Origin of the sequence: Bacilliculturomica massiliensis (genome assembly GCF_900605495.1) — a bacterium.
GTDB lineage: Bacteria > Bacillota > Clostridia > Peptostreptococcales > Anaerovoracaceae > Bacilliculturomica > Bacilliculturomica massiliensis.
Genome location: NZ_LR027603.1, coordinates 437,637 through 457,624, shown reverse-complemented (window position 1 = coordinate 457,624; position 19,988 = coordinate 437,637). Strand labels below are relative to the sequence as shown.

18 protein-coding genes are annotated in these 19,988 nt (G+C 54.6%); 3 read left to right on the top strand and 15 right to left on the bottom strand.

Annotated elements, in window-relative coordinates; all coding sequences use genetic code 11:
• Nucleotides 1-12: 12 nt before the first annotated feature.
• The 4 genes from E0E37_RS11640 to E0E37_RS11625 form a co-directional block, all read right to left on the bottom strand.
• Nucleotides 13-891 (bottom strand): branched-chain amino acid ABC transporter permease, encoded by an 879-nt coding sequence (locus E0E37_RS11640; protein WP_130863205.1) that lies wholly within the window; start codon nt 889-891, stop codon nt 13-15.
• Nucleotides 892-970: 79 nt separating this feature from the next.
• The gene (locus E0E37_RS11635; protein WP_130863204.1) at nt 971-2,191 is read right to left on the bottom strand and encodes an ABC transporter substrate-binding protein; all 1,221 of its coding nucleotides are present in this window, start codon (nt 2,189-2,191) and stop codon (nt 971-973) included.
• 1,060 nt (nt 2,192-3,251) lie between these two features.
• On the bottom strand, nt 3,252-4,112 hold the full coding sequence (locus E0E37_RS11630; protein ID WP_130863203.1) for a DNA-binding domain-containing protein: 861 nt from the start codon (nt 4,110-4,112) through the stop codon (nt 3,252-3,254).
• A complete protein-coding gene (locus tag E0E37_RS11625) occupies nt 4,109-5,410 on the bottom strand; it encodes a sensor histidine kinase (RefSeq protein WP_165445333.1) in 1,302 nt (433 codons plus the stop codon). The genes E0E37_RS11630 and E0E37_RS11625 overlap by 4 nt, the downstream gene beginning before the upstream one ends.
• Nucleotides 5,411-5,899: 489 nt before the next feature.
• On the opposite strand from E0E37_RS11625, the gene E0E37_RS11620 reads away from it, so the two are divergent.
• The 3 genes from E0E37_RS11620 to E0E37_RS11610 all read left to right on the top strand — a co-directional run bounded on the left by E0E37_RS11620 (nt 5,900) and on the right by E0E37_RS11610 (nt 8,718).
• Nucleotides 5,900-6,526, top strand: coding sequence for a TetR/AcrR family transcriptional regulator (locus tag E0E37_RS11620; protein ID WP_130863201.1), 627 nt, complete (start codon nt 5,900-5,902; stop codon nt 6,524-6,526).
• Between the two features lie 666 nt (nt 6,527-7,192).
• Nucleotides 7,193-7,594: an HTH domain-containing protein gene (locus E0E37_RS11615; protein ID WP_130861771.1), complete on the top strand. Its 402-nt coding sequence runs from the start codon at nt 7,193-7,195 to the stop codon at nt 7,592-7,594.
• Nucleotides 7,595-7,605: 11 nt separating this feature from the next.
• Complete coding sequence (locus tag E0E37_RS11610; RefSeq protein WP_246019637.1) at nt 7,606-8,718, top strand: IS3 family transposase; 1,113 nt, start codon at nt 7,606-7,608, stop codon at nt 8,716-8,718.
• Between the two features lie 446 nt (nt 8,719-9,164).
• Here the strand turns inward: E0E37_RS11610 and E0E37_RS11605 are convergent, their stop codons facing one another.
• The 11 genes from E0E37_RS11605 to E0E37_RS11555 form a co-directional block, all read right to left on the bottom strand.
• The gene (locus E0E37_RS11605) at nt 9,165-9,947 is read right to left on the bottom strand and encodes an aspartate/glutamate racemase family protein (RefSeq protein WP_130863200.1); all 783 of its coding nucleotides are present in this window, start codon (nt 9,945-9,947) and stop codon (nt 9,165-9,167) included.
• 229 nt (nt 9,948-10,176) lie between these two features.
• On the bottom strand, nt 10,177-10,809 hold the full coding sequence (locus tag E0E37_RS11600) for a cobalamin B12-binding domain-containing protein (protein ID WP_130863199.1): 633 nt from the start codon (nt 10,807-10,809) through the stop codon (nt 10,177-10,179).
• 50 nt (nt 10,810-10,859) lie between these two features.
• Nucleotides 10,860-12,293, bottom strand: coding sequence for a trimethylamine methyltransferase family protein (locus E0E37_RS11595; RefSeq protein ID WP_130863198.1), 1,434 nt, complete (start codon nt 12,291-12,293; stop codon nt 10,860-10,862).
• A gap of 189 nt (nt 12,294-12,482) precedes the next feature.
• Entirely contained in the window at nt 12,483-13,799 is a 1,317-nt protein-coding gene (locus E0E37_RS11590) for a TRAP transporter large permease (RefSeq protein WP_207302961.1), read from the bottom strand.
• Nucleotides 13,800-14,342: a TRAP transporter small permease gene (locus E0E37_RS11585; protein ID WP_165445332.1), complete on the bottom strand. Its 543-nt coding sequence runs from the start codon at nt 14,340-14,342 to the stop codon at nt 13,800-13,802.
• A 30-nt stretch (nt 14,343-14,372) separates the two neighbouring features.
• Nucleotides 14,373-15,431, bottom strand: coding sequence for a TRAP transporter substrate-binding protein DctP (gene dctP, locus E0E37_RS11580; RefSeq protein ID WP_130863196.1), 1,059 nt, complete (start codon nt 15,429-15,431; stop codon nt 14,373-14,375).
• A 131-nt stretch (nt 15,432-15,562) separates the two neighbouring features.
• Nucleotides 15,563-16,453 carry a thiamine pyrophosphate-dependent enzyme gene (locus tag E0E37_RS11575; protein ID WP_330548576.1) on the bottom strand — a complete coding sequence of 297 codons (891 nt, stop codon included), beginning with the start codon at nt 16,451-16,453 and terminating at the stop codon, nt 15,563-15,565.
• 5 nt (nt 16,454-16,458) lie between these two features.
• Nucleotides 16,459-17,634, bottom strand: a complete 1,176-nt coding sequence (locus tag E0E37_RS11570; protein WP_130863195.1) for a pyruvate ferredoxin oxidoreductase — start codon at nt 17,632-17,634, stop codon at nt 16,459-16,461.
• Nucleotide 17,635: 1 nt separating this feature from the next.
• Nucleotides 17,636-17,938 carry a 4Fe-4S binding protein gene (locus E0E37_RS11565; RefSeq protein ID WP_130863194.1) on the bottom strand — a complete coding sequence of 101 codons (303 nt, stop codon included), beginning with the start codon at nt 17,936-17,938 and terminating at the stop codon, nt 17,636-17,638.
• Nucleotides 17,931-18,500 carry a 2-oxoacid:acceptor oxidoreductase family protein gene (locus E0E37_RS11560; protein ID WP_130863193.1) on the bottom strand — a complete coding sequence of 190 codons (570 nt, stop codon included), beginning with the start codon at nt 18,498-18,500 and terminating at the stop codon, nt 17,931-17,933. Before E0E37_RS11560 ends, E0E37_RS11565 begins: the two co-directional genes overlap by 8 nt.
• A 12-nt stretch (nt 18,501-18,512) precedes the next feature.
• Complete coding sequence (locus E0E37_RS11555; protein ID WP_130863192.1) at nt 18,513-19,970, bottom strand: 4-hydroxyphenylacetate 3-hydroxylase N-terminal domain-containing protein; 1,458 nt, start codon at nt 19,968-19,970, stop codon at nt 18,513-18,515.
• Between the last annotated feature and the right edge of the window lie 18 nt (nt 19,971-19,988).

The window sequence follows — 19,988 nt, the reverse complement described above, 5'->3', positions numbered from 1 at the left end:
GAAAGCACCCCCTTACGCCTTGTCTTCTGTAATCTTGCCCATCAGTCCGCTGGGCTTGACTACCAGAACGATGATCAGTAACGAAAACGCGATCAGATCCCTGTACTGCGACGCGATATATCCGGCGCTGATGGTCTCGATCAATCCCAGAAGGATGGACCCCACCACCGCTCCCGGAAGACTTCCAAGCCCTCCAAATACCGCGGCGATAAAGGACTTGTTGGTGATGACCCCGATCTGCGGATACACGGTGTACTTCATACCGAAGAGCATTCCCGCCACGCCGGCCAGCATGCCGCCCAGAAGGAAAATGACAAATATGATCCGGTTCACGTTGACGCCCATCAGATTACTTCCCCGGGCGCTGTAGGAGCAGGCCCGGATAGCAAGCCCTACTTTGGTTTTTTCAATGATGAAGACCAGGATCGCCAGGCTGATGGCCGCGATCACAAACATGAGAATGTCGATGCGGCTGACGGATATCGCGCCGAAGGTGATAGGCGTCGTGCTGAAGATCTCCGGATACGTCTTAAATGTGGGACCGATGGTGGCGACAACAAAATTCTCCAGAAAAATCGAAGCGCCCATGGCCGATATGATAAAATATAAGGACGGTGCGTTCCGCTTTCTCAGCGGACTGTAGGCTATCTTCTCCAGCCCCACGGCTACCAGGCCCGCCGCGAAGGCCGCTACCACCAGCGCGCCCATAAAGGGCAGCGACAGTAGATTGAGGGCATAAAGTCCGAAGTAAGCACCCAGCATGATGACGCCGCCGTGGGCAAAATTGGAAAAGTTCAGGATACTGTAAACCAGCGAGTATCCTACGGCCATCAGAGCGTAAATACTTCCTATGGACAGCCCGTTGATCAATTGTTGTAAAAATACGCTCAACTGCAGTCCCTCCTTTTTGATTCAAAACAGGGCAGTGATCCGCTGCCCTGTTTCAATTGTGCTTCACTGTTTTAGGGAACTATTCCTGAGTACCGTATTTCTGCATGAATACGTATTCATACTCGCCCTTTTCTGTGTTGAACTGGATCTGCTGAATAGCAGCTTCCTTGCCTACCGGGTCGTGGGTATCTTCGCCCAGCGTAATGGTGCCGGTCACGCCCTTGTACTCAACCTGAGTCAGCGCGTCCGTGATGGCCTGGCTGTCAGCGCTTCCCGCCTTCTCGATGGCTGCAAGAAGTACTCCGTAAGCATCGTGGACCATGTAGCAGTTGATCTCCGGCGTGGTTCCGTATTTCTCAATGTACATCTCAGTCAGAGGAATGACATCCGGATCATTATAGTCAAAATGGTTTACAACATAGCTACCCTCGATGGCCTTGCCCGCCATCTCGAACAGATTGTCGGAGGGCCAGCCGTCGCCGCCCATTAAGGTAGCCGTGATGCCCAGCTCTCTGGCCTGATTGGCGCTGAGGGCTACTTCCTTATAGTAGTAAGGCATCAGGATCACTTCCGGATCAGCCTCCTTGATCTTGGTCAGCTGCGGCCTGAAATCGGTGTCGCCTGCTTTAAACGCTTCCTGCGCTACGATAGTGCCGCCCTTGGCTTCAAAGGTCTCGATGAAATACTGCATAAATCCCTGGGAATAGTCGCTGGCTACGTCGTACAGAATAGCGGCCTTCTTGTACTTCAGAACATCCGCAGCATAGCCGCCGGCTACCGCGCCCTGATACGGATCCGTAAAGCAGACCCGGAAATTGTACGGATTGACTTCGCCTTTATCGTTGACTGTGATCTTCGGATTTGTGGCAACAGTGGCGATATCGGAAACATGAGCGGAGTTCAGAACGTTGGTGATGGCCAGCGCCTGCGCCGACGCGTTGGGGCCGAGGATCGCGCAGACCTTATCCTGGGATACCAGTCTCTTCACTGCGTTTACCGCCTCGTTGGGATCATTCTTCGTGTCGTATTTTACAAGCTCCAGCATGCGGCCGCCCAGAACGCCTCCGTTGGCGTTGGTCTGTTCGATGAGCATTTCAACAGTCTGGCTCTCGCATTTGCCCCAGGGCGCCTGATCGCCGGTCAGAGATCCGATCCAGCCGATCTTTACGGTATCGCCGGAATCTCCTCCGGAATCCCCTCCATTCCCTCCGCCGCTATCGCCGCCGCTTCCGCTGCAGCCGGTAAATGCAAGACTGAAAATCATAATAATTGCGAGCAAAAATGTCAGCTTTTTCTTCATTTCCTCTCCTCCTTAAATTCGAGTGATGGCCGCCCTTACCCGGGCGCTTCTGATATTCTGATTATAGGAGGCCGCTTCACTTTGCTTCAAAAAGAAACAGAATAATTCACATAATTTTTCGAATCGTCAGAATTGGTAAACCGCCGTAACATTTTTGTTACATTATATGCGCCGGATATATGCCCGGCGGTCAGAGATCTGATAATTGCTCATCCATCGCAGACGATCCTCCGCCGTGTGCAGACTGCCGGCAGGCTGCCTGTCTGGCGCGGGACACTCCGGCCGACTTCCGGCTGGCGCCGGACATTCCAGCTGACTGCCTGTCTTGTGCCGGACATTCCGGCTGACTGCCTGTCTTGTGCCGGACACTCCGGCCGGCGCCGGTAGACCATCCCGTTTCATTCTCTTCCATGCCTTCGCTCTTCTTTGAAAGATCGGTGAAATGTGCAAAAAATCTGCAATATCACCTAAATCAGCGCCTTTTCCCCTTGTAAACGTCCTATTTCTTGCTTCAATTGGGTGATTTCTGATTAAAACAGCAAGTTTCACCTATTTCAGAACCCGATTTAGACGAAAACCTATTTTTTTCCCGCTTTTCACCTATCGATGAGTACCGCCGCCCAGCTCCTCACCATCACCCAGAGCCAAGACATCATCCAACACCACAGCATCACCCAGAGCAAACCATCCAGGCTCTCCCACATAAACCGCCCGCCACAGGTTATCCAGCAAAACCTCTGTACATCCAGCCTATACGACTCACGCACATGAACCATCCCCCCACAGCTGGCCAGCACAGCCGGCCACGCAGACCGCACAACGCACAGCCGGCCGCACAACCGCCCAGCGCAAACCATCCCACACAAACCGCCCGCCAAAACCTCCACGCCCCCACACGCAAACCGCCCGACATAAACCCGACGCAGACCGCCCCCTTCGCTCCACGCAAAAGCCCCGGACCGATCGGCCCAGGGCTCGCATAACGACGCCTTTGCACATTGTTTTTCGCAGATCGCTGCCACTGCTTCTAATGTCTGTTTTATCCCGGCTCCGCCGGCTCTCACTGTTCTTTCATCTCACTGAAAATCAGCAAGCCTTCGAGGAATTTCCCGATGCTTGCCTTTCCTCCCACGTTCCGGCTGTCCCGGAGATAATCCATTTCCGCTTTCAGGCTCTCAAACTCAAAGACCAGCTGTGAATAATCCTGAAATACTTCATTGTAGGAATCCTCGATACCCATGTTGGCCATATTGATCAGCCCTTTTTTCATGGCCCGGCGCATGCGCTGCTTCACTACCTTTTCGTCCTCGCCGATCTCCCGGCAGTACTGGGTCAGAGTCTCGCTCTGTTCACAGCTGTCTCCCTGTTCCAGGCATTTTTCACAGACAGCCAGAATATCTTTAGTGCCCCGCTCTCCCAGCATTCCCATGACGCCCAGCAGATATCGGATATCCTTCATTCCGTCCTTTTTGGGTCCGGCTGCCGGGGCAGACTCTTTCTCCCTGTCCCCGGTGAGCTTTATCATCCCCCGGATGCCGTTCAGCGTTTTTTCCATCTCCACCTTTTCAATGACCCGGCGAACGACGTTTTCCACCTCGATGATATTGATGGGCTTGTGAATAAAAAACTCCACGCCAGCCCGATAGGCCTCCGACACCATCTCCTTGTCGGACACTTGTGAGATCATGATGAAATTGATATTCGGCCGTACTTTTTTTACATCGTTTACAATGCTGATCCCGTCCTTCACCGGCATCAGCAGATCCGCCAGCACGATATCCGGTTCCCTGGCGATGATCTCCATCTCCGCCTTTGCCGCATCAGTGGAAAAGCCCACGACTTCACCCAGCTTTTTCTGCTCGATAATACGGTCCAGCACCTTCACTACACTCCGGACATCGTCTACAATGTAAAACTTCATTTCAGACCTCCTTCTACCGCCTGCTTTGGAAGCTTGATCTGAAAGCGCGTGTACACGCCTTCTTTGGACTCGGCGCAAATCTGCCCGCGGAACTTATCACGCACCAGATCCCTCACCAGCGTCAGACCGACGCCCCGATTGATGTCGCCTGTCTCCCCGTCAAACTTTGTGGAGTACCCCGGATCGAAAATCACGTCCATATCTCCGGCCGGTATACCTGGACCATTGTCTGTGACATCGAAAAGATAGAAATCTTTGTTTTCTCCCACTCCGGGAAACACATCCAGCCTCACGATGCCACACTTTCTGTCTCCGACGGAATCAATGCCGTTGATCACGAGATTCCGCAGGACGGACATAAGGCTGAAATGATCATCCACATCGAAATCGTACCGCACTCTCGCGATAAACTGGATATCCTGCTTTCGCTCGCGGATCAATTCGTTGATATCCAATTCCAGTATCTGTACCACATCTTTGATCTTCATGCCGCCCTCGTCCAGATCGGCAAGGAAATTGTCCTGCAGCCCCTTGATGACCCTGATATAGTCTTTCTTTATCTCATGGACATCCTTGGAAATGTCCAGCGAAAGATCTTTCAGTTCCTCAGGATATCCCTCATTCTCCATTGTTCGGTAGAGCATGAAGGCCTTCTTCATCACATCCTCGATCTCGACCATATTCTTGCTCATGAAATAAACTTCGCTCTTAAATACCGAGGCCATGATCATCAATTTTTTATAACGTTCTTCATGTTCGTTTCTGCTGAGCAGATTTTTATAGGATTCAATGCTGACAACGACAAATGTGATGACGACCGAGCGGCCCAGCGCTACCAGAAACAGGCCCTTCATCTCTTCCAAAGGCGCCGGATGTCCGCCGTAGCGCACCATCATCTCCATCATATTTGACATGAAATCGCAGAATACCATGCAGAGAAAATAATTGGCATAAGTCTTTTTACGGGTATTGTTCCAGTAGTAGAGATAGAAAAAGACGCCATAAGAACAATAAAATGCCACGTCAGGGTAGACGCGGTAAAACACGCTGCCGAATCGCAGTCCCAGATCTGCGATATCGGTCTGAAAGAACAGGATGATTCCGCGAAACAGCGGCGACGCGATCCCCACCAGGATGCCGGAAGGGATCGGCTCCAGCGTGTTGTACTGGTACATAAAAATGCCGAGCAGAACCACCGCCAGCGTAATGATAAATCCATCGGTAAATAAATTGACGTAGATCTGCGATCCAAAGGAAACGCACATGGCCATCACGAGGGCCTTTTTCCATTTTGTCATTTTGCTCTCCGATCCACCGCGAACCATACAAAAAATACTCAGACCGCCCGGCCACGCAAATGCCGGTCAGCCTGCCGCATCTGTTGCGTATAAGCTGCCAACGCCGGCTTTTCCTCATTATATTATAATTTACCGTTTTTTTCAATTCCTGTTTTTCAGCAGCAGCCCCGCTGTCTTTCCAGCCTTGTCCCGATCGCCCCCCCAGGCGGCGAAATGCTGGCACGCGCCCGGTCAGGTATCACTAACTGTCAGCGGTGCAATGGATTGACATGGTAAAAGGAACGTGCTAATATAGAATTTAATTGGAGTCTCGGCTTAACAGACGCTTAGAACCTTGAAAAATCAACATTTTAGCTTTACATAAAGCTGGTCTTTTACAGCAGACGCCGCAGTTTTTGACGGTCAGGTCTCCATCCCCTCCGCCGGATCAGCGCCACATAAATATTGATTTTTCAAGATTCAAAGATAATTAATGATAAGGAATACCGAATGAAAAAGGAAAGCAAGGACGGCAGTAGGACCAAAAGGCTGACCACGCGGCAGCAAAACGCTCTTATCACAAAGAAGACCATTTACGACACAGCGATCAGTCTCTTTCTGAAAAACGGTTATGAAAACGTAAAGATCGAAGAGATCACCCGCGCAGCCAATGTGGCAAAGGGGACTTTTTATATCTATTTTGAATCTAAAAAAGAACTGTTGTACCACACTTTTGACGAATTAGATAAGGTTTATGAGGTGGCCTACGAAAAGATCGACCATTCTGCTCCTTTCGGCGAACAGATCGTCACATTTCTGACTACCGCCTATGAGTCTCACAACCACATGGTCAAGGAGCTGGCCAGAGCGCTTTATCACAACAGTGTTCTGGAAAAGGACCCTAAACTTTTAAGTCCCAGCCGAACTATGTTCAAACTCATCAAGGAGATCGTGAAAGCCGGCCTGGCAGCCGGTGAACTGAACGATCAATATGACGCAGACTTTTATCTCGGCTTGATCCGAACACAGATCGCGGGGATCGACTATTGCTGGATCGTCTCTTCCGACGATCTGAATTTCTCAGATTTTACACAAAAAAATATTTATGCGCTGACACAGGGGCTCCTGAATATATAATTCCCTGCGTATACGGCAAGAACAAGAAACGGAAATGCCTGCTGCAGAATAATGATCTGCAGCAGGCATTTCCGTTTCTTCGTCTATAGTCTGGGGGCTGTCTCAACGGTTCTTCCCAAACAGAAAGGACACAGCACCGCGAGACTTGTGAGATCTTACCGCCGCCGCGGCATCAGGCTGCCTTCCCACCCTTTTGGCGTTGCAGCATCGCCGGTTCACAGGATCAGCGGTCAGCTTCGGCCGCCCGCAGGATTGTTGGGCAACAGCTTCGGCCGCCCGTGGGATCGTCGGTCGGCGAACGTGTCTGGCTGCGGGATCATTGGACGGCGAGCTTGACTGGCTGCGGGACCGTTGGACGGTGAGCTTGACTGGCTGCGGGATCGTCGGTCGGCGAGCGTGTCTGGCTGCGGGATCATTGGACGGCGAGCTTGTCTGCCCGCAGAATAGGTGAAAACAGAAAAAAAATTAGAAAATCACCGATAAACACGTAAAAATCAGCGATTGTCTCTCAATAATCGCTGCAAATATACTGTACCCATAAGTGTGGACACGACCAGATTTTAGATACCCCAATTATGGACACACAGCCCGCTAGGGTTTTGGTGCATCCTGCAAAATAGACATTCGCTTTTGTGTATGGTACGCTAGGGACATCAGGAGGTCGTCATGAGCAAAATACCGTTCACAGAAGAGCAGATAAAACTGCTGCAAGAGAACCCATATACCTACAACGTTACACCCAACACCCTCTATCTCACGAAAGAATTCAAGGAACTCTTTTATCAAGAATATAGAAAGGGGAAGCTGCCCCGGCAGATCCTTGAGGAGCATGGATTTCCGATGAGCATTCTGGGCGAGAGCCGGATCAGCGGTATTTCTTCCATGATCCGCAAGGAAGCAAAGCGGCCGGAGGGGTTCCGGGAAGGTCCCACGAGCAGGAGAGAACTGCCCCTAATTGGGGATACGCCCGAAGCGGCGATCCGTGATCTTCTGCATGAGGTACAGTACCTCCGTCAGGAGGTTGAGTTTTTAAAAAAAATTACCTCGATCAAGAATACAAGGAAGTAGGTGCATTGCTAATGAATGAATCTTCCTTTGTATTTGAAGTGATCGATCAAACGATCGCGGCCGGAGAGCCCCCGCTTTGTGTGTCAGAACTGTGCCGGATCGCAGGGGTATCCAGAAGCGGCTATTACGCTTGGGTAAAAGCGGCTCCGATCCGGGAACGGCGAGAGGCAGCGGATCGCAGAGCGTTCGATCAGATTCTTGGCGCTTACAAGATGCATGGCTACACCAAGGGGGCCCGCGGTATCCATATGGCGCTGCTGCATCAGGATCCACCCGTCATCATGAATCAGAAGAAGATCCGCCGCTTGATGAACAAGTACAACCTGTCGTGTCCGATCAGGAAGGCGAATCCCTATCGGCGGATGGCCAGGGCGCTGAAGACGGACAACGTTGCGGAGAACTTACTCCGGCGTGAATTTGAATGCTATGGACCGAGGACGGTACTGCTGACGGATATCACGTACCTGCCTTACAACGGGACATTTGCTTACCTGTCGACCATTCTGGATGCCTTTACGAAAGAGATCCTGTCGTACGTAGTGAGCGAATCGCTGGAAATGGACTTCGTTTTGGAGACAGTAAAACAGCTTGTTGATCGGCATGGCATCGCGCTCACCGCCGAGACGATCGTTCATAGTGATCAAGGGTGCCATTATACCAGCCACTGCTTTATCAACCTCCTGACGGATAAGCAGCTGCGGCGTTCGATGTCGCGGAAGGGCAATTGCTGGGATAATGCGCCACAGGAAAGCTTCTTTGGCCATATGAAGGATCACATCAAGGAAAAACTGGGTGAGTGCAAGGAATGGAAGGACGTAAAGGCGGTGGTGGACGAATACATGGATTATTACAACAACCGGCGATACCAGTGGGATCTGGCAAAGCTTTCACCAACCGAGTTCTATGAATTTTGTACGACGGGAATGTATCCATTAAACATTCCCAACAAACCGGCTGTGCCAGCTGCGCACAAACCGGTTTGCGAATTGGGAGCGGAAGCGGAGCCAGGAAACAGCAGGCCTGGCTGTGCAGTCGAACAGCCTTGCAGAAAAGGAACAGGCGTCTGTTCCAGCTTCCCTGCGAAGGACAATGCCCAGGATAACGATCAAAGAAAGAGCACCTGAACATGCTGTCCATGATTCAGGGCACACAAAAAGCAACTGTCTAACATGCAGGTTTATCCAAACCTTGATTCCAAAAAATAGGGAAATCAAAAATTGATATTGTCCTTGACATGGGGTACCATTCAAAAATAGGTGAACGCTCAATTAAAATGTGATTCTCGCCTATTTGAAAGCTCGTTTTCGGCGAGATCGAGAAAAAAATCCAGATTTGACCTATTTGCCCTCCCTGTCAGCCACCGGTTGGGTACTGACAGCTGCCGGAAGTCAGCGGCCTCCAGAAAAACATCGGCCTGCCGAAGGAAACCAGCGGAATATCGCGGCGAAGGCGCGGCCTGCGTCGGGAAGCCGCCGCGAAAGCGCCCCGACGCGGAGATTGAAAGACCGCGCCTGTGGTCTGCCATACCGGTGTTCCGAACCGGATCCCGGAAAATTCTTCTGCCGCCCGCTTATACGTGTCCGTAAAAATCTCTGTGGGCCACCGCTGAATATGCGTAATCCATCAGGGTCGCCCAACTGAATACAGGAAGATCTACCGCACGTTGTATGGCTCTGGCAAAAGGCTGAAATCCTGTGCACTCCAACATCAGCGCGCCGATATCCGGGTATTCTCTCACGTACTCCCGGCACTTGGCCACGATATCTGCCTCCGCTTTTCCGTAATCGGCGGTGGGCGTCTCCGGCCTGCGGGTCTCGTCCCAGAGAGATACGAACTGAGGACATCCTCCCTCGTCCATGGCTCCTTTAATGTGATATCTGCTGTCCGGGTCCACCCCCACATTGATCAAATGCTGCTCGCTCAGGCCCCCGGATGTGGCGCAGAAGATTCCCACCGATTTTTTCGGACCGATGATCTGTTGAATGAAGGGGATCTGCAGCAGGCTGGACATGAACACGGGCACGCTTACAGTCCCCGCCACCATGGGCTGAAAATACGCGAAATATCCACATTCCGCCAAAATTCCACGACAGCCCATCCGCTCCAGCTTTTTCGCCGCCTTCAGTATGGGCGGCAGAAGAGCTTCGTCATCCCCCTTGCACCAGGCGACGTTGCGGCAGTTCAGGCCTTCCATGATCTCATACTGGATGGGAAACGGATATGCACTGGGATTTCTCAGATCTCCGGGAAATCCCGGATAGACTTCATCCAGCAGCATGACACCAAGTCCCATACCGTACCCAACGCGATCCTTCCTCGCATATATCTGTTGAATTCCAATATCTCTTAACACGTCTCTTTTCCTTTCGATTTCTCCGTCATCCGCACCGGCGGCTCCAGGCTGCCGTCTTCCACCCCCGCGGCATCCGACAGTCCCGCGGACCGGCGGTCTCCGGTAGCAGGCGCTCTGCACCAGCCCACAGCCCCGCACGACCAGCGGCCTTTCGGCAGCAGGAAACCTACGGTACGGCATCACCGGCTGTGGATCTGCCGCCTTCCGTCCAACGGCCGATGGCAGGCGGTCACGATGCCATCAGCGCGTTTGCCAGCTCCACCGCTCCCGTTGCATCGGGAGAGTAATTGGCCCCGATCTCTTCCGCAAACCCCGCGTTGATAGGTGCGCCGCCCACCATGACCTTTACAGAGTCGTACAGACCGGCTGCCCGCAGCGCTTCCGTAGTCTCTTTCATGGCCGTCATAGTGGTGGTCAGCATGGCAGACATGCCCACCAGATCAGGACGAATTTCCTCCACGGCCCTGCAGATATCCTCCGGGCTCACATCCACGCCCAGATCGTGGATCTCATAGCCCGCCCCTTCCAGCATCATGCAGACCAGCTTCTTTCCGATATCGTGCAGGTCTCCCTTCACGGTAGCTACCACGATCTTGCCTGCGACCTTCACATCCCCCTCGCCCAGCAGCGGTTTGATGATCTCCATCCCCAAGTCCATGGTCCTGGCAGACATGAGGACTTCCGGCACAAACATTTCCCCCTCTCTGAAAAGCTCGCCCACCTGATTCATTCCATCCAGCAGCCCGCCGTCCAGCAGTTCTCTGGCTGTCGACCCCTGATCCAGCGCTCTCCGCATCAGCTCTTCAAGTTCGCCGGGCTCGCCTTCCACAACATACTGACTGATCTGTTTTAAAATATCCATACGGCACCTCCAATTCTGCAGCACGTTCCATATTCTGAATCAGACATTCCCTAAAATACTCTGGAAAGCAGCTCCGCCTCGTGTCTGGCCAAAATCGCTTCCTTCTCCGGCGCCAGAGGCGCGGGCACATGGGTGGCCAGGATCGTGTCAATGGCCTCCACCCCTTTCTCCAGCAGGTCCGATTTTTCCGGATTGACCATATTTCGCTCAAACACCTTCGGGTACCAGTATTTCTTAAAGTTTTTCAGAGTGCTGACATGTTCCAGATAGTGTCCGCCGGGCCCCACCTCTCCGATCACATCCAGGAGCAGCGTTTCGTCGCTTACATCCACGCCTCTCACATAATATTTTAACTGCTCTATGATCTCATTGGCCAGATAGATGGCCATGGGCGAAATGTTGCGGCAGTGGTCCAGCAGGCCCACGTCGTGGACCAGTCCGGCCTTGCTCAGCATGGCGGAAAATAGCGTCATCTCCAGTTCCGCCGCACTCTGAGGATCGATGGTCTTGGCATCGGAAATAGCGGCGGAACCGTAGAACGGGATACCGTAAAACTCCGCCATCTCAGCGGCTGCCGCGATATTCAGGTGAAATTCCGGCGCGCCGTAGGAACCAATGGTGGTCTTCATGTCAAATACGGTGGGCATGGACCCGTAGATATAGGGCGCGCCCTGACGGATGACCTGAGACATCACCAGTCCGGCCAGCACCTCCGCGTTATTCTGGGCCAGGATGCCCGCCTGCGTGATGGGACCTGTTCCGCCCATCATGCTGTAAGGCATATAGGTGAAGGGGATCCCGTGTTCCGCGCAGACTGCGATCCTCTCGTTGGATTCATAGGGGTGCAGAAGCGGCGGAATGGGCTCGGCATAATAGACGAACAGCGGTTTTTCCGCCAGTGCTTCCGGCCCTCCCGCCAGATCGGCGGCGATCTTTACAATATCCTTCAGCGCCTCCACATCGGAGGTCACCACATGGATGTTCTTTGTAAAGTTTCGGACTACCTCGATGAAGCCGATCTGTCCCGCCAGCTGAGCGGGCACTCCGCCCAGAATGCCCACTGACGTGGTAAACGCGATATTGGGCAGATAATCCTGCAGCGTACACATGATCTTCATCTCATCTCTCGTGAAGCGCCGCGCTGTGTTCGTCTTATAGTCCAGGTATTCCAGCTGTTCAGCGATGGAACCAAAGTAGATATTTCTCTCCGGTCCCAGCTCGCCCACCTGCTCCCCGTCCCGGTTGTACAGTCTGATCACCTCCGGAACTGTGGCAAGCGCCTTTTCCACCAGTGCAGAGGGGATCTTCACAATGTCGCCGGCCTCCATAACCGCGCCGTGTTCTGCCAGCGCGCCGCGCATCCGTTCTCCTGTGACCTTGATCCCCACTTCCTCCAGAATACGCAGGCTTGCTCTATGGATCTTTTCGATCTTTTCCTGATCCAGTATCCTGAATTCAATGTCGATTGGAAAATTCCGTTTCATCCTCTTCCTCCTTTATGCCTCAAAGACGCGGCCGCCTGCGGCGTCAGCCCACGTTCGACGGCCGATCCATATCTGTCGGTCAGTTCACGCCTGACGGCCAGCTCACGCCTGACGGTCGACCCACATTCTGACCTCCAGTCCACGTCTGCCGGCCGGCTCTCCTGGGCGGATGCCGCTTCAATTCCCCGTCTACACAAACGCCGTCCCCAGCAAAAGTTTGGGCAGCGTCAGTGAGACCGCGGGCCAGTACGTCACCAGAATGAGCGTGGGCAGGTAGGCAAACAGCAGCAGAAACGCAGTAGGCTTCAGTACCTCGCTTGCCTGCACGTTGTAGATCCTGGCGGACAGGTAGATGAAAGGCGCGCTGGGCGGCGTGATGTTGCCCATTCCCAGATTGACTCCCATGATAGCCGCAAAGTGATACGGCGAGATGCCGATCTCCATGGCGATGGGAAAGAGAATGGGAGCGGCCAGCAGCGTGCCGCTGGTGTCATCCATGACCATGCCGATGAGCACCAGAAACAGATTCATCATCAGCAGGATCACGTATTTGTTGTCGGAGATGCTCATCAGCGTGTCCGACACGAGCTGAGGAATGTTCTGCTGAGTCAGGATGCGGCTCAGCATGCACACCACGCCGATCATCACCATGATGACGCCGGTGGTGGTGGCCGTCTCAGCCAGCGTGTTCAGCAGATCTCTGGGCTTCAGCTTTTTATAGACAAACATGGCCACCGGAATGGCATAGATCACTGCGACTCCAGCGGATTCCGTGGCGGTCATAGCCCCCGAGTAGATGCCTCCCAGAATGATCACCGGCATCAGCAGAGAGGGGACGGCCATCTTCGTCCGTTTCAGGAACTCCGAACCCCACTGCGACGGCGTCCTGCTGGCTTCGTATAGGACGCCCTCTTCTTTCCGCATCAGGATCCAGGAACCCAGACTCAGCAGGATCGTCAGAATGACTCCAGGCACGATGGTGGACAGAAAACAGGCCAGCACGGAGATGTTCAGCGTCCATGCGATGAGGATCTGCGCCGCGCTGGGCGGGATCAGCAGCCCCAGCGGAGCGGCGCAGCAGGCTACCGCCGCCATCACGCCCATGGGATACTTTCTCTCCTTGCCCTGAGGCGCGATAATGGAGCCGATACAGGAAAGCGTGGCGGCTCCGCTGCCGCAGATCGAGCCGAAGATGGCGCTGGTGATCACCGTTACGATGCACAGCCCGCCTTTGATCCGTCCCACAAAAATATCTACCCAGTCGATCAGCGCCTTGCCGATCTTCCCCTTTTCCATGATCCCGCCGGCCAGAATGAACATGGGGATCGCCAGCAGCGTCACGGAAGCCAGCTTACTGTAGCTGGTGGACATCAACGCCGAGGGCGCGTAGCCGAATATCATGACGAGAACGATCACCGCGCCTCCAAAGCTGAAGGGTACGGGAACTCCCGCCACCAGCAGTACGACCAGCACCAGCAGTACCAGTGCGATTATCAGTATTTCCATTTACGCAGTCTCCCCCTTCCCCGCGATCTGCGCTGCGGAGTCCGCCCGCGGTATGAATACTCTCACCAGATGATACAGAGAGTACAAAAACATCAGACATAAGCTCACAGTGATGGCGCTGTTGCTCGCCAGCAGCGGGATGCCCAGGCCGGGGGTGGTGGCCCCGGTCTGAATATTCCAAACTGCGTAGTACACCACGGACCAGTAGGCCAGCACGCCTGCAATGCACGTGGTCAGCGCGTTTACGATGATCTGCAGTACTTTCTTGACTTTTTCGCTTTTTACAAATAAATTGGTCAGATCCGCCGAGATGTGACTGGCCTCATAGCTGCCGTAGGCGCCGCCCAGCCAGTAGACCCACATGGCGAACAGCGTGATGATCTCGTCGGAACCGAAGAAATCTCCGTCCATGCAATACCGGGCGAACACCGCGGCTCCCACCACCACGATCAGCACGGCGCTGGAAAAGATCAGGATGTACCGCATCAGCTTCTCGCAGACTCTCCACAAAAACCACTCTTCGATCGGTTTCATCTTTTTCATATCAGCCTCGCAATCCATACAATGCAGCGCCTACAGAGTATCCGAATACTCGGCCAGCTCATTCATATAATCCTCGCCGTAGTAGTCGGCAAGTCTGGGCCACACGTTGGTCTTCATAAATTCGCTCATGGACGCCCGCTCTTCATCCGAGGGTATGATCACTTCCACGCCTGCGTCGCGCAGTCCCTGGATGGACTCTTCCTCCTGTACGGCCAGCTGATCGGCTCCCTGATTCAGCGCGTCCACGATGCAGTCGTTGATGATCGTCTGATATTCCTCCGGTATGGTGTCCCACTTGGCCTGATTCATGATGCAGGCGTAGACGTCAGGCATGATCTTGTAGTCCACAAAATGGTCGATGACGTCCACGAAGGAAACGTAGTTCAGATAGGGTCCGCCGCCGTACCAGCCGTCGGCGACGCCGGTCTGCAGGGCGGTGTACAGGTCTGCGTAGTTGATGGTGGTGGTGTTGAAATTCATGGCCTTGATGATCAGCGCCATCGTTTCCATGGCCGGAGCCCGCACCAGATCTTCCTTGTGCACGCTGAAATCGAACAGCGATCCTCTGGCCTTATCGGTCAGGTCCGCAAAACCCAGACCCAGGAAACCGCTGGGCCAGAATCCGAAGGTCTTGACGCCGTACTTCTGCTGAAATTCCGAATACGTCTTATAGATATAGCTGTCCTGCCCGTACGCTTCTTTGAATTCCTCCGTGTCTTGTACAAAGAAGGGGATGTACAGGGATTCTGCAAAGATGTCGTGGCTGCCCGTCATCGTGAAGAGTCCCATGTCGATGGTGCCCTGCATGATCTCCTCATAGGCCTGCACATAGTCTCCCAGCTGGGACGCCGGATAAACGGTGATCTCCACGTGGCCGTCCGTGGCCTCGCTGATGTTTTTCGCCGCTTCCTCAGCGATCCAGGTGTCGATGGCTTCCGTGGAACCGATCCCGGCCCAGGACAATTTATAGACTTTATCCGGATCGCCCGTCTCTCCGCCGCTGCCGCCTCCGCCGCAGCCGGCAAAGCAGGCCGAGATCAGGGTGAGCATGCATATGATGCAGATGGATTTTTTCAATTTCTTATTCATTTCTTCTCCTCCTCAATGATCTTCTCTCGCAAATGATTTACTGGACGACAGTCTTATTCAGAGAAATTTATCTGCATGATCACCCCCGTTTCACAGCCTGCCGCGCCTGTTCGGCGCCGGGGCCGACGGTTCTATTCAGCGTAACGCTTCATGAGGCGTTCCCATTCTTCATCTCTTATTTCGGAGATCCGGGCCACTTCCTCGTCCTTCAGATGCTTAAAACGCTTCTGGGACCGGATATACTCCCCCACCGGCTTCAGCACCTTGGGCACATAATTCAGCTTTATCTGATCATTTTCGTATTCCGCCAGATACCAGAGTCCGCATTCCACCGCCATCCTGCCGATCTCAATGGTTTTGGCAGGGTCAAAGCCCCAGCCTGTGGGACAGGGGGCAGACACGTGGATGACACGGCAGCCCCTTACGTCCTTAGCCCTGGCGATCTTCTCCATGAGATCCCTGGGATAGGAGACGGAGGCCGTAGCCGCGTAGGGCACGCGATGGGCGGTGATAATATCGAATAAATTTTTGCGGAAGGTATTCTTTTCGCCGATCGAACAGGGTCCCGCCGGCGTCGTGGTAGTGCTGGCTCCGTAGGGCGTGCTGCCGCTTCTCTGCACGCCGGTGTTCATGTAAGCCTCGTTGTCGTAGCAGAGATACAGAATATTATCGTTTCGCTCCGCCGCTCCGGACAGAGCCTGGATCCCGATATCCACCGTACCCCCGTCTCCGCCGATGGCCAGGATCGTCACATCCTCGTCCCATCCCAGCGCCTCCGCCGCCACCGCCATTCCGGAGGCTGTGGAAGCCAGCGCCGGGAAAGCTGTGACCGCGTTGTTCACAAACAGAGCCGACTGGGGATAGACGGATGTGGTAGCCGCGAAGCAGCAGGCCGGGTAAGCCGCGCAAGTCTTCTCTCCGAGAATTTTCAGAGCGAGTCTGACGGCCACCGCCGCTCCGCAGCCCTGGCACATCTTGGCGCCGTAGAGCAGCTCCTGATCAGATAGATCTTTGTAATTCACCGCCACTATTCCCACCTCATTCCCAAAAACTGAATTTCTTTCTCCGGCTCGCCCGCCGCCATGCGGGCCAGCTTATCGTACATCTGCGCGATCTGAGTCTTGGGAATGTCCCTGCCCCCCAGACCGACGATGAAATTGCCCAGGGCGGTCTTGGTTCCGCCGTACATGCAGGCCTTCACCTCAGAATAGATCGTGCCTTCAAATCCGAAGGAAATGCTGCGGTCGATCACGCCCAACGCGGCGAACCGGTCTCTGAGACCAGCAAAGTATTCCTTGGGGAAGGGCCGATAGCTTCTCAGTTTGATCAGACCCACCTTTTTTCCCTGCCGCCTCAGCTCATCCACCACGACTCTGGCCGTGCCGGCCACACTGCCGGCCGCTACCAGCGCCGTCTCCGCGTCGCCGCATCTGTATTCTTCCGTCATGCCGCCGTAGCTGCGGCCGATGATCCTGCCGTATTCCGCGTCGGCCCCGGCGATGACCTGTTTCGCTTTCTCAAAGACAGCCTGCTGCAGATAGCGGCCCTCCGTATGGAAATCCGGCCCCACAGTCTGGCACAGAGTCTTCGGCGCCGACAGCGACATCTTGTTGTCCGTGCGAAAGGCTGGCAGATAACGGTCCACGGTCTCCTGATCCGGTATTTCCACCATATCGTAAGTATGAGTCAGCGTAAAACCGTCGAGATTGACCATGACCGGCGTCATGATCTCAGGGTCTTCCGCGATCCGATAAGCCTGGATCACCGTGTCCAGCGCCTCCTGACCGCTCTCCACAAACAGCATGATCCAGCCGGAATCCCTCATGGAAAAGGCGTCCCGCTGATCGCCGTAAATATTCCAGGGTGTTGCTGTAGAGCGATTGGCGTCCACCATGACTACCGGATGTCTGGCCCCGCTGACATAGCTGAGCATCTCGCACATATACAGCAACCCCTGGGAGGAGGAGGCAGTGAAAGTCCGGGCTCCCATCATGGAAGCTCCCAGAGCGGAGGCCATGGCGCTGTGCTCGCTTTCCACCATCATATATCTGTAATCAGCCTCTCCGTCCGCCAGAAAATCGGCGATCTTTTCTACCAGCGTGGTCTGCGGCGTGATGGGATAGGCGGAGACCACATCAGGTCTGGAAAGGCGGACGCCGTGGGCCGCGGCCTCATTGGCTGACAAAAACGCTTTTCTGCTCATCTCACTCACCGTCCTTTACCATGGCAATGCAGTTCCTTGGACATTCATTGGCACAGATCCCGCATCCCTTGCAGTAATCCATGTCGATCTCCAGCCGGTCGGCGCTCTTGTCGATGCAGCCCTCCGGACAGTACACCCAGCACAGCATGCACTTCACGCATTTTTCTCTGTCAAACTCCGGATGGAAGGTGCGGAATCCGGAGTTTACCGTGGGCAGAATGCCCACGCCGTTGCTGGCGCCGAAAAACATCTCATCCCAGCCCGACGGAGGTCTGAATTCTTTATTCCACTGCGGCTTATTCATTCCGGCGCACCTCCTTGACTTTTTCAAAGGCCGCCCGCGCCGCTGTCTTGTTCTTCCCGCGCAGGCTCTCCCCCATCATGTCGTCGATGGCCATTTCCACCGACTCCATCTTTACCAGATCTGCGGCTCCCACGGCGGCTCCCAGCAGCACCGTATTGACGATAGGCGCTCCCAGCAGGTCCAGCGCGATCTGCGTAGCGTCGATGGGAAACAGATTTTTAATGTCCGAAAACCGGGGATCCGCCCGCAGTTCTTCTGCGCTTCTGGCGGTATTGATCACGTAGACGCCGCTTTCCTTCAGACCGGCCGTGGTGTCCGCCGCATCGCACAGCGTCTCGTCCAGCACGATCACGCAGTCGCACTGGTACACCTGGCTGTGATCGGTTATCGTCTGCTCCGCGATCCTTGTAAAGCCCTGCACCGGAGCCCCGCGCCGCTCTGGTCCAAAGGAAGGGAACGCCTGGGCGGCCTTCCCTTCGTGGATCGACGCGGCATGACCCAATAGCCTGGCTGCCGTAAAGGCGCCGTTGCCGCCTCTTCCGTGCCATCTTATTTCTATCATGTCAACCTCTCTCTACTTTTTCTTCTTTTCCTCTTTCAGCGGCGCTTCCACTTTGGCCAGCGACCGGGCGTAATCCACATAATCATCCCAGCGGGTCGCTCCTTTCACCACCATTTTAGCCGTATCCGGCGAGCCGCCGCCGTGCATGCAGCCCGGTACGCCGCCGCCGATGGTGAGCCATTCCACCAATCTGGCCATGCGGATCCTGTCTTCACCGCCTACGCCTGCCCGCAGGGATTCGATCAGCTGTTTGCCGTAGACCGGCGACATCATATCCTGATAAGAGGGCATGCAGCCTGTTTCCGTGATACCGCCGGATATTTCCTGCGCCAGCACTTTCGTGTTGTAGGGCAGCGTCGCCACGTGGACCTTATTCACATGGGCAAGCAGCGGATTGGGATAGAACGCGCCGGAGGGATGCTGTTTCCCCATATACATGGCGCCGATCCCCAGTCCATAGGTGGTCTCATTGTTGACCGCCATCTGCGTCAGCTTATCCTGAAATGGCTTCTGCGTCAGGCCGTTGGCTCTGGCCATGCCGATGGCCGCGCCGATCATCACGTCGCCCTGTCCCGCCACGCAGGCGCCGATCGCCGCTCTGTAAATGGCGGTGAAATTGCCCACGCAGGCGCCGGCGTATTTTACCTCGCCGTTCATAAACACCCGCTCGTTTGGTACAAACACATCGTCGAAGATGACGAAGGCCTGAGTGGTCCCCGACTTTATGCCGTCCCAGCCCTCCGCCTCCGTCCGCGTATCGGAGGGTCTTCTGGTCTCCACCACTGTAATGCCCTCGGCGTCTCTGGGCACCGCAGCCGCCACCGCAAAGGCCTCTTCCCCCTCGGACATGCTGGTGGTGGGAATGACCATGATATACTGCGATCCGGCCACGCCGCAGATCTGATTTTTATAGCCGCGGATGACGATGCCGTCCTCCCTGACCTCTTTCACGTGCAGGTACATGTCGCTGTTGTCCTGCTGACCGGGCTTCAGCGCTCTGTTGCCCTTCGCGTCTGTCAGCGCGCCGGAAAGAGCCAGCGCGTTCTCTTCCGCGAACATCGCAAATTTCTTCAGCCGTTCATGGTAGTCCGTGCCCAGAGCTTTGTCCATATCCCAGGTCACTCCCCAGAGCGCATTGATCACGGTCCAGCCCGCGCAGACCGGTCCCATGCAGCTGCCGCACATCCGATATCCGTCGCGCTTCATATTGGCGTTGCCCAGCACATCGTCCGCGCACGTCATCAGAGTGTTCCACCGGTGCGCCTTCTTCCCGGTGAGATAGGAGGTCGTCGTATACAGCTCCTCCTTCTCCGGATCAAAAGAATTATCATACCACATGGCTACATTGGCGATGTGAGCCTTTGTAGCGGGATGCGTGGTCACATCTCTGATCAGCTCGCCCCACTTGTACACGTTGGGACGCATCTTTTTCATTTCTTCTATGTACTGCGCTCCTGTTTTCAGTGCCATTTTCATTTCCTCCTGTAA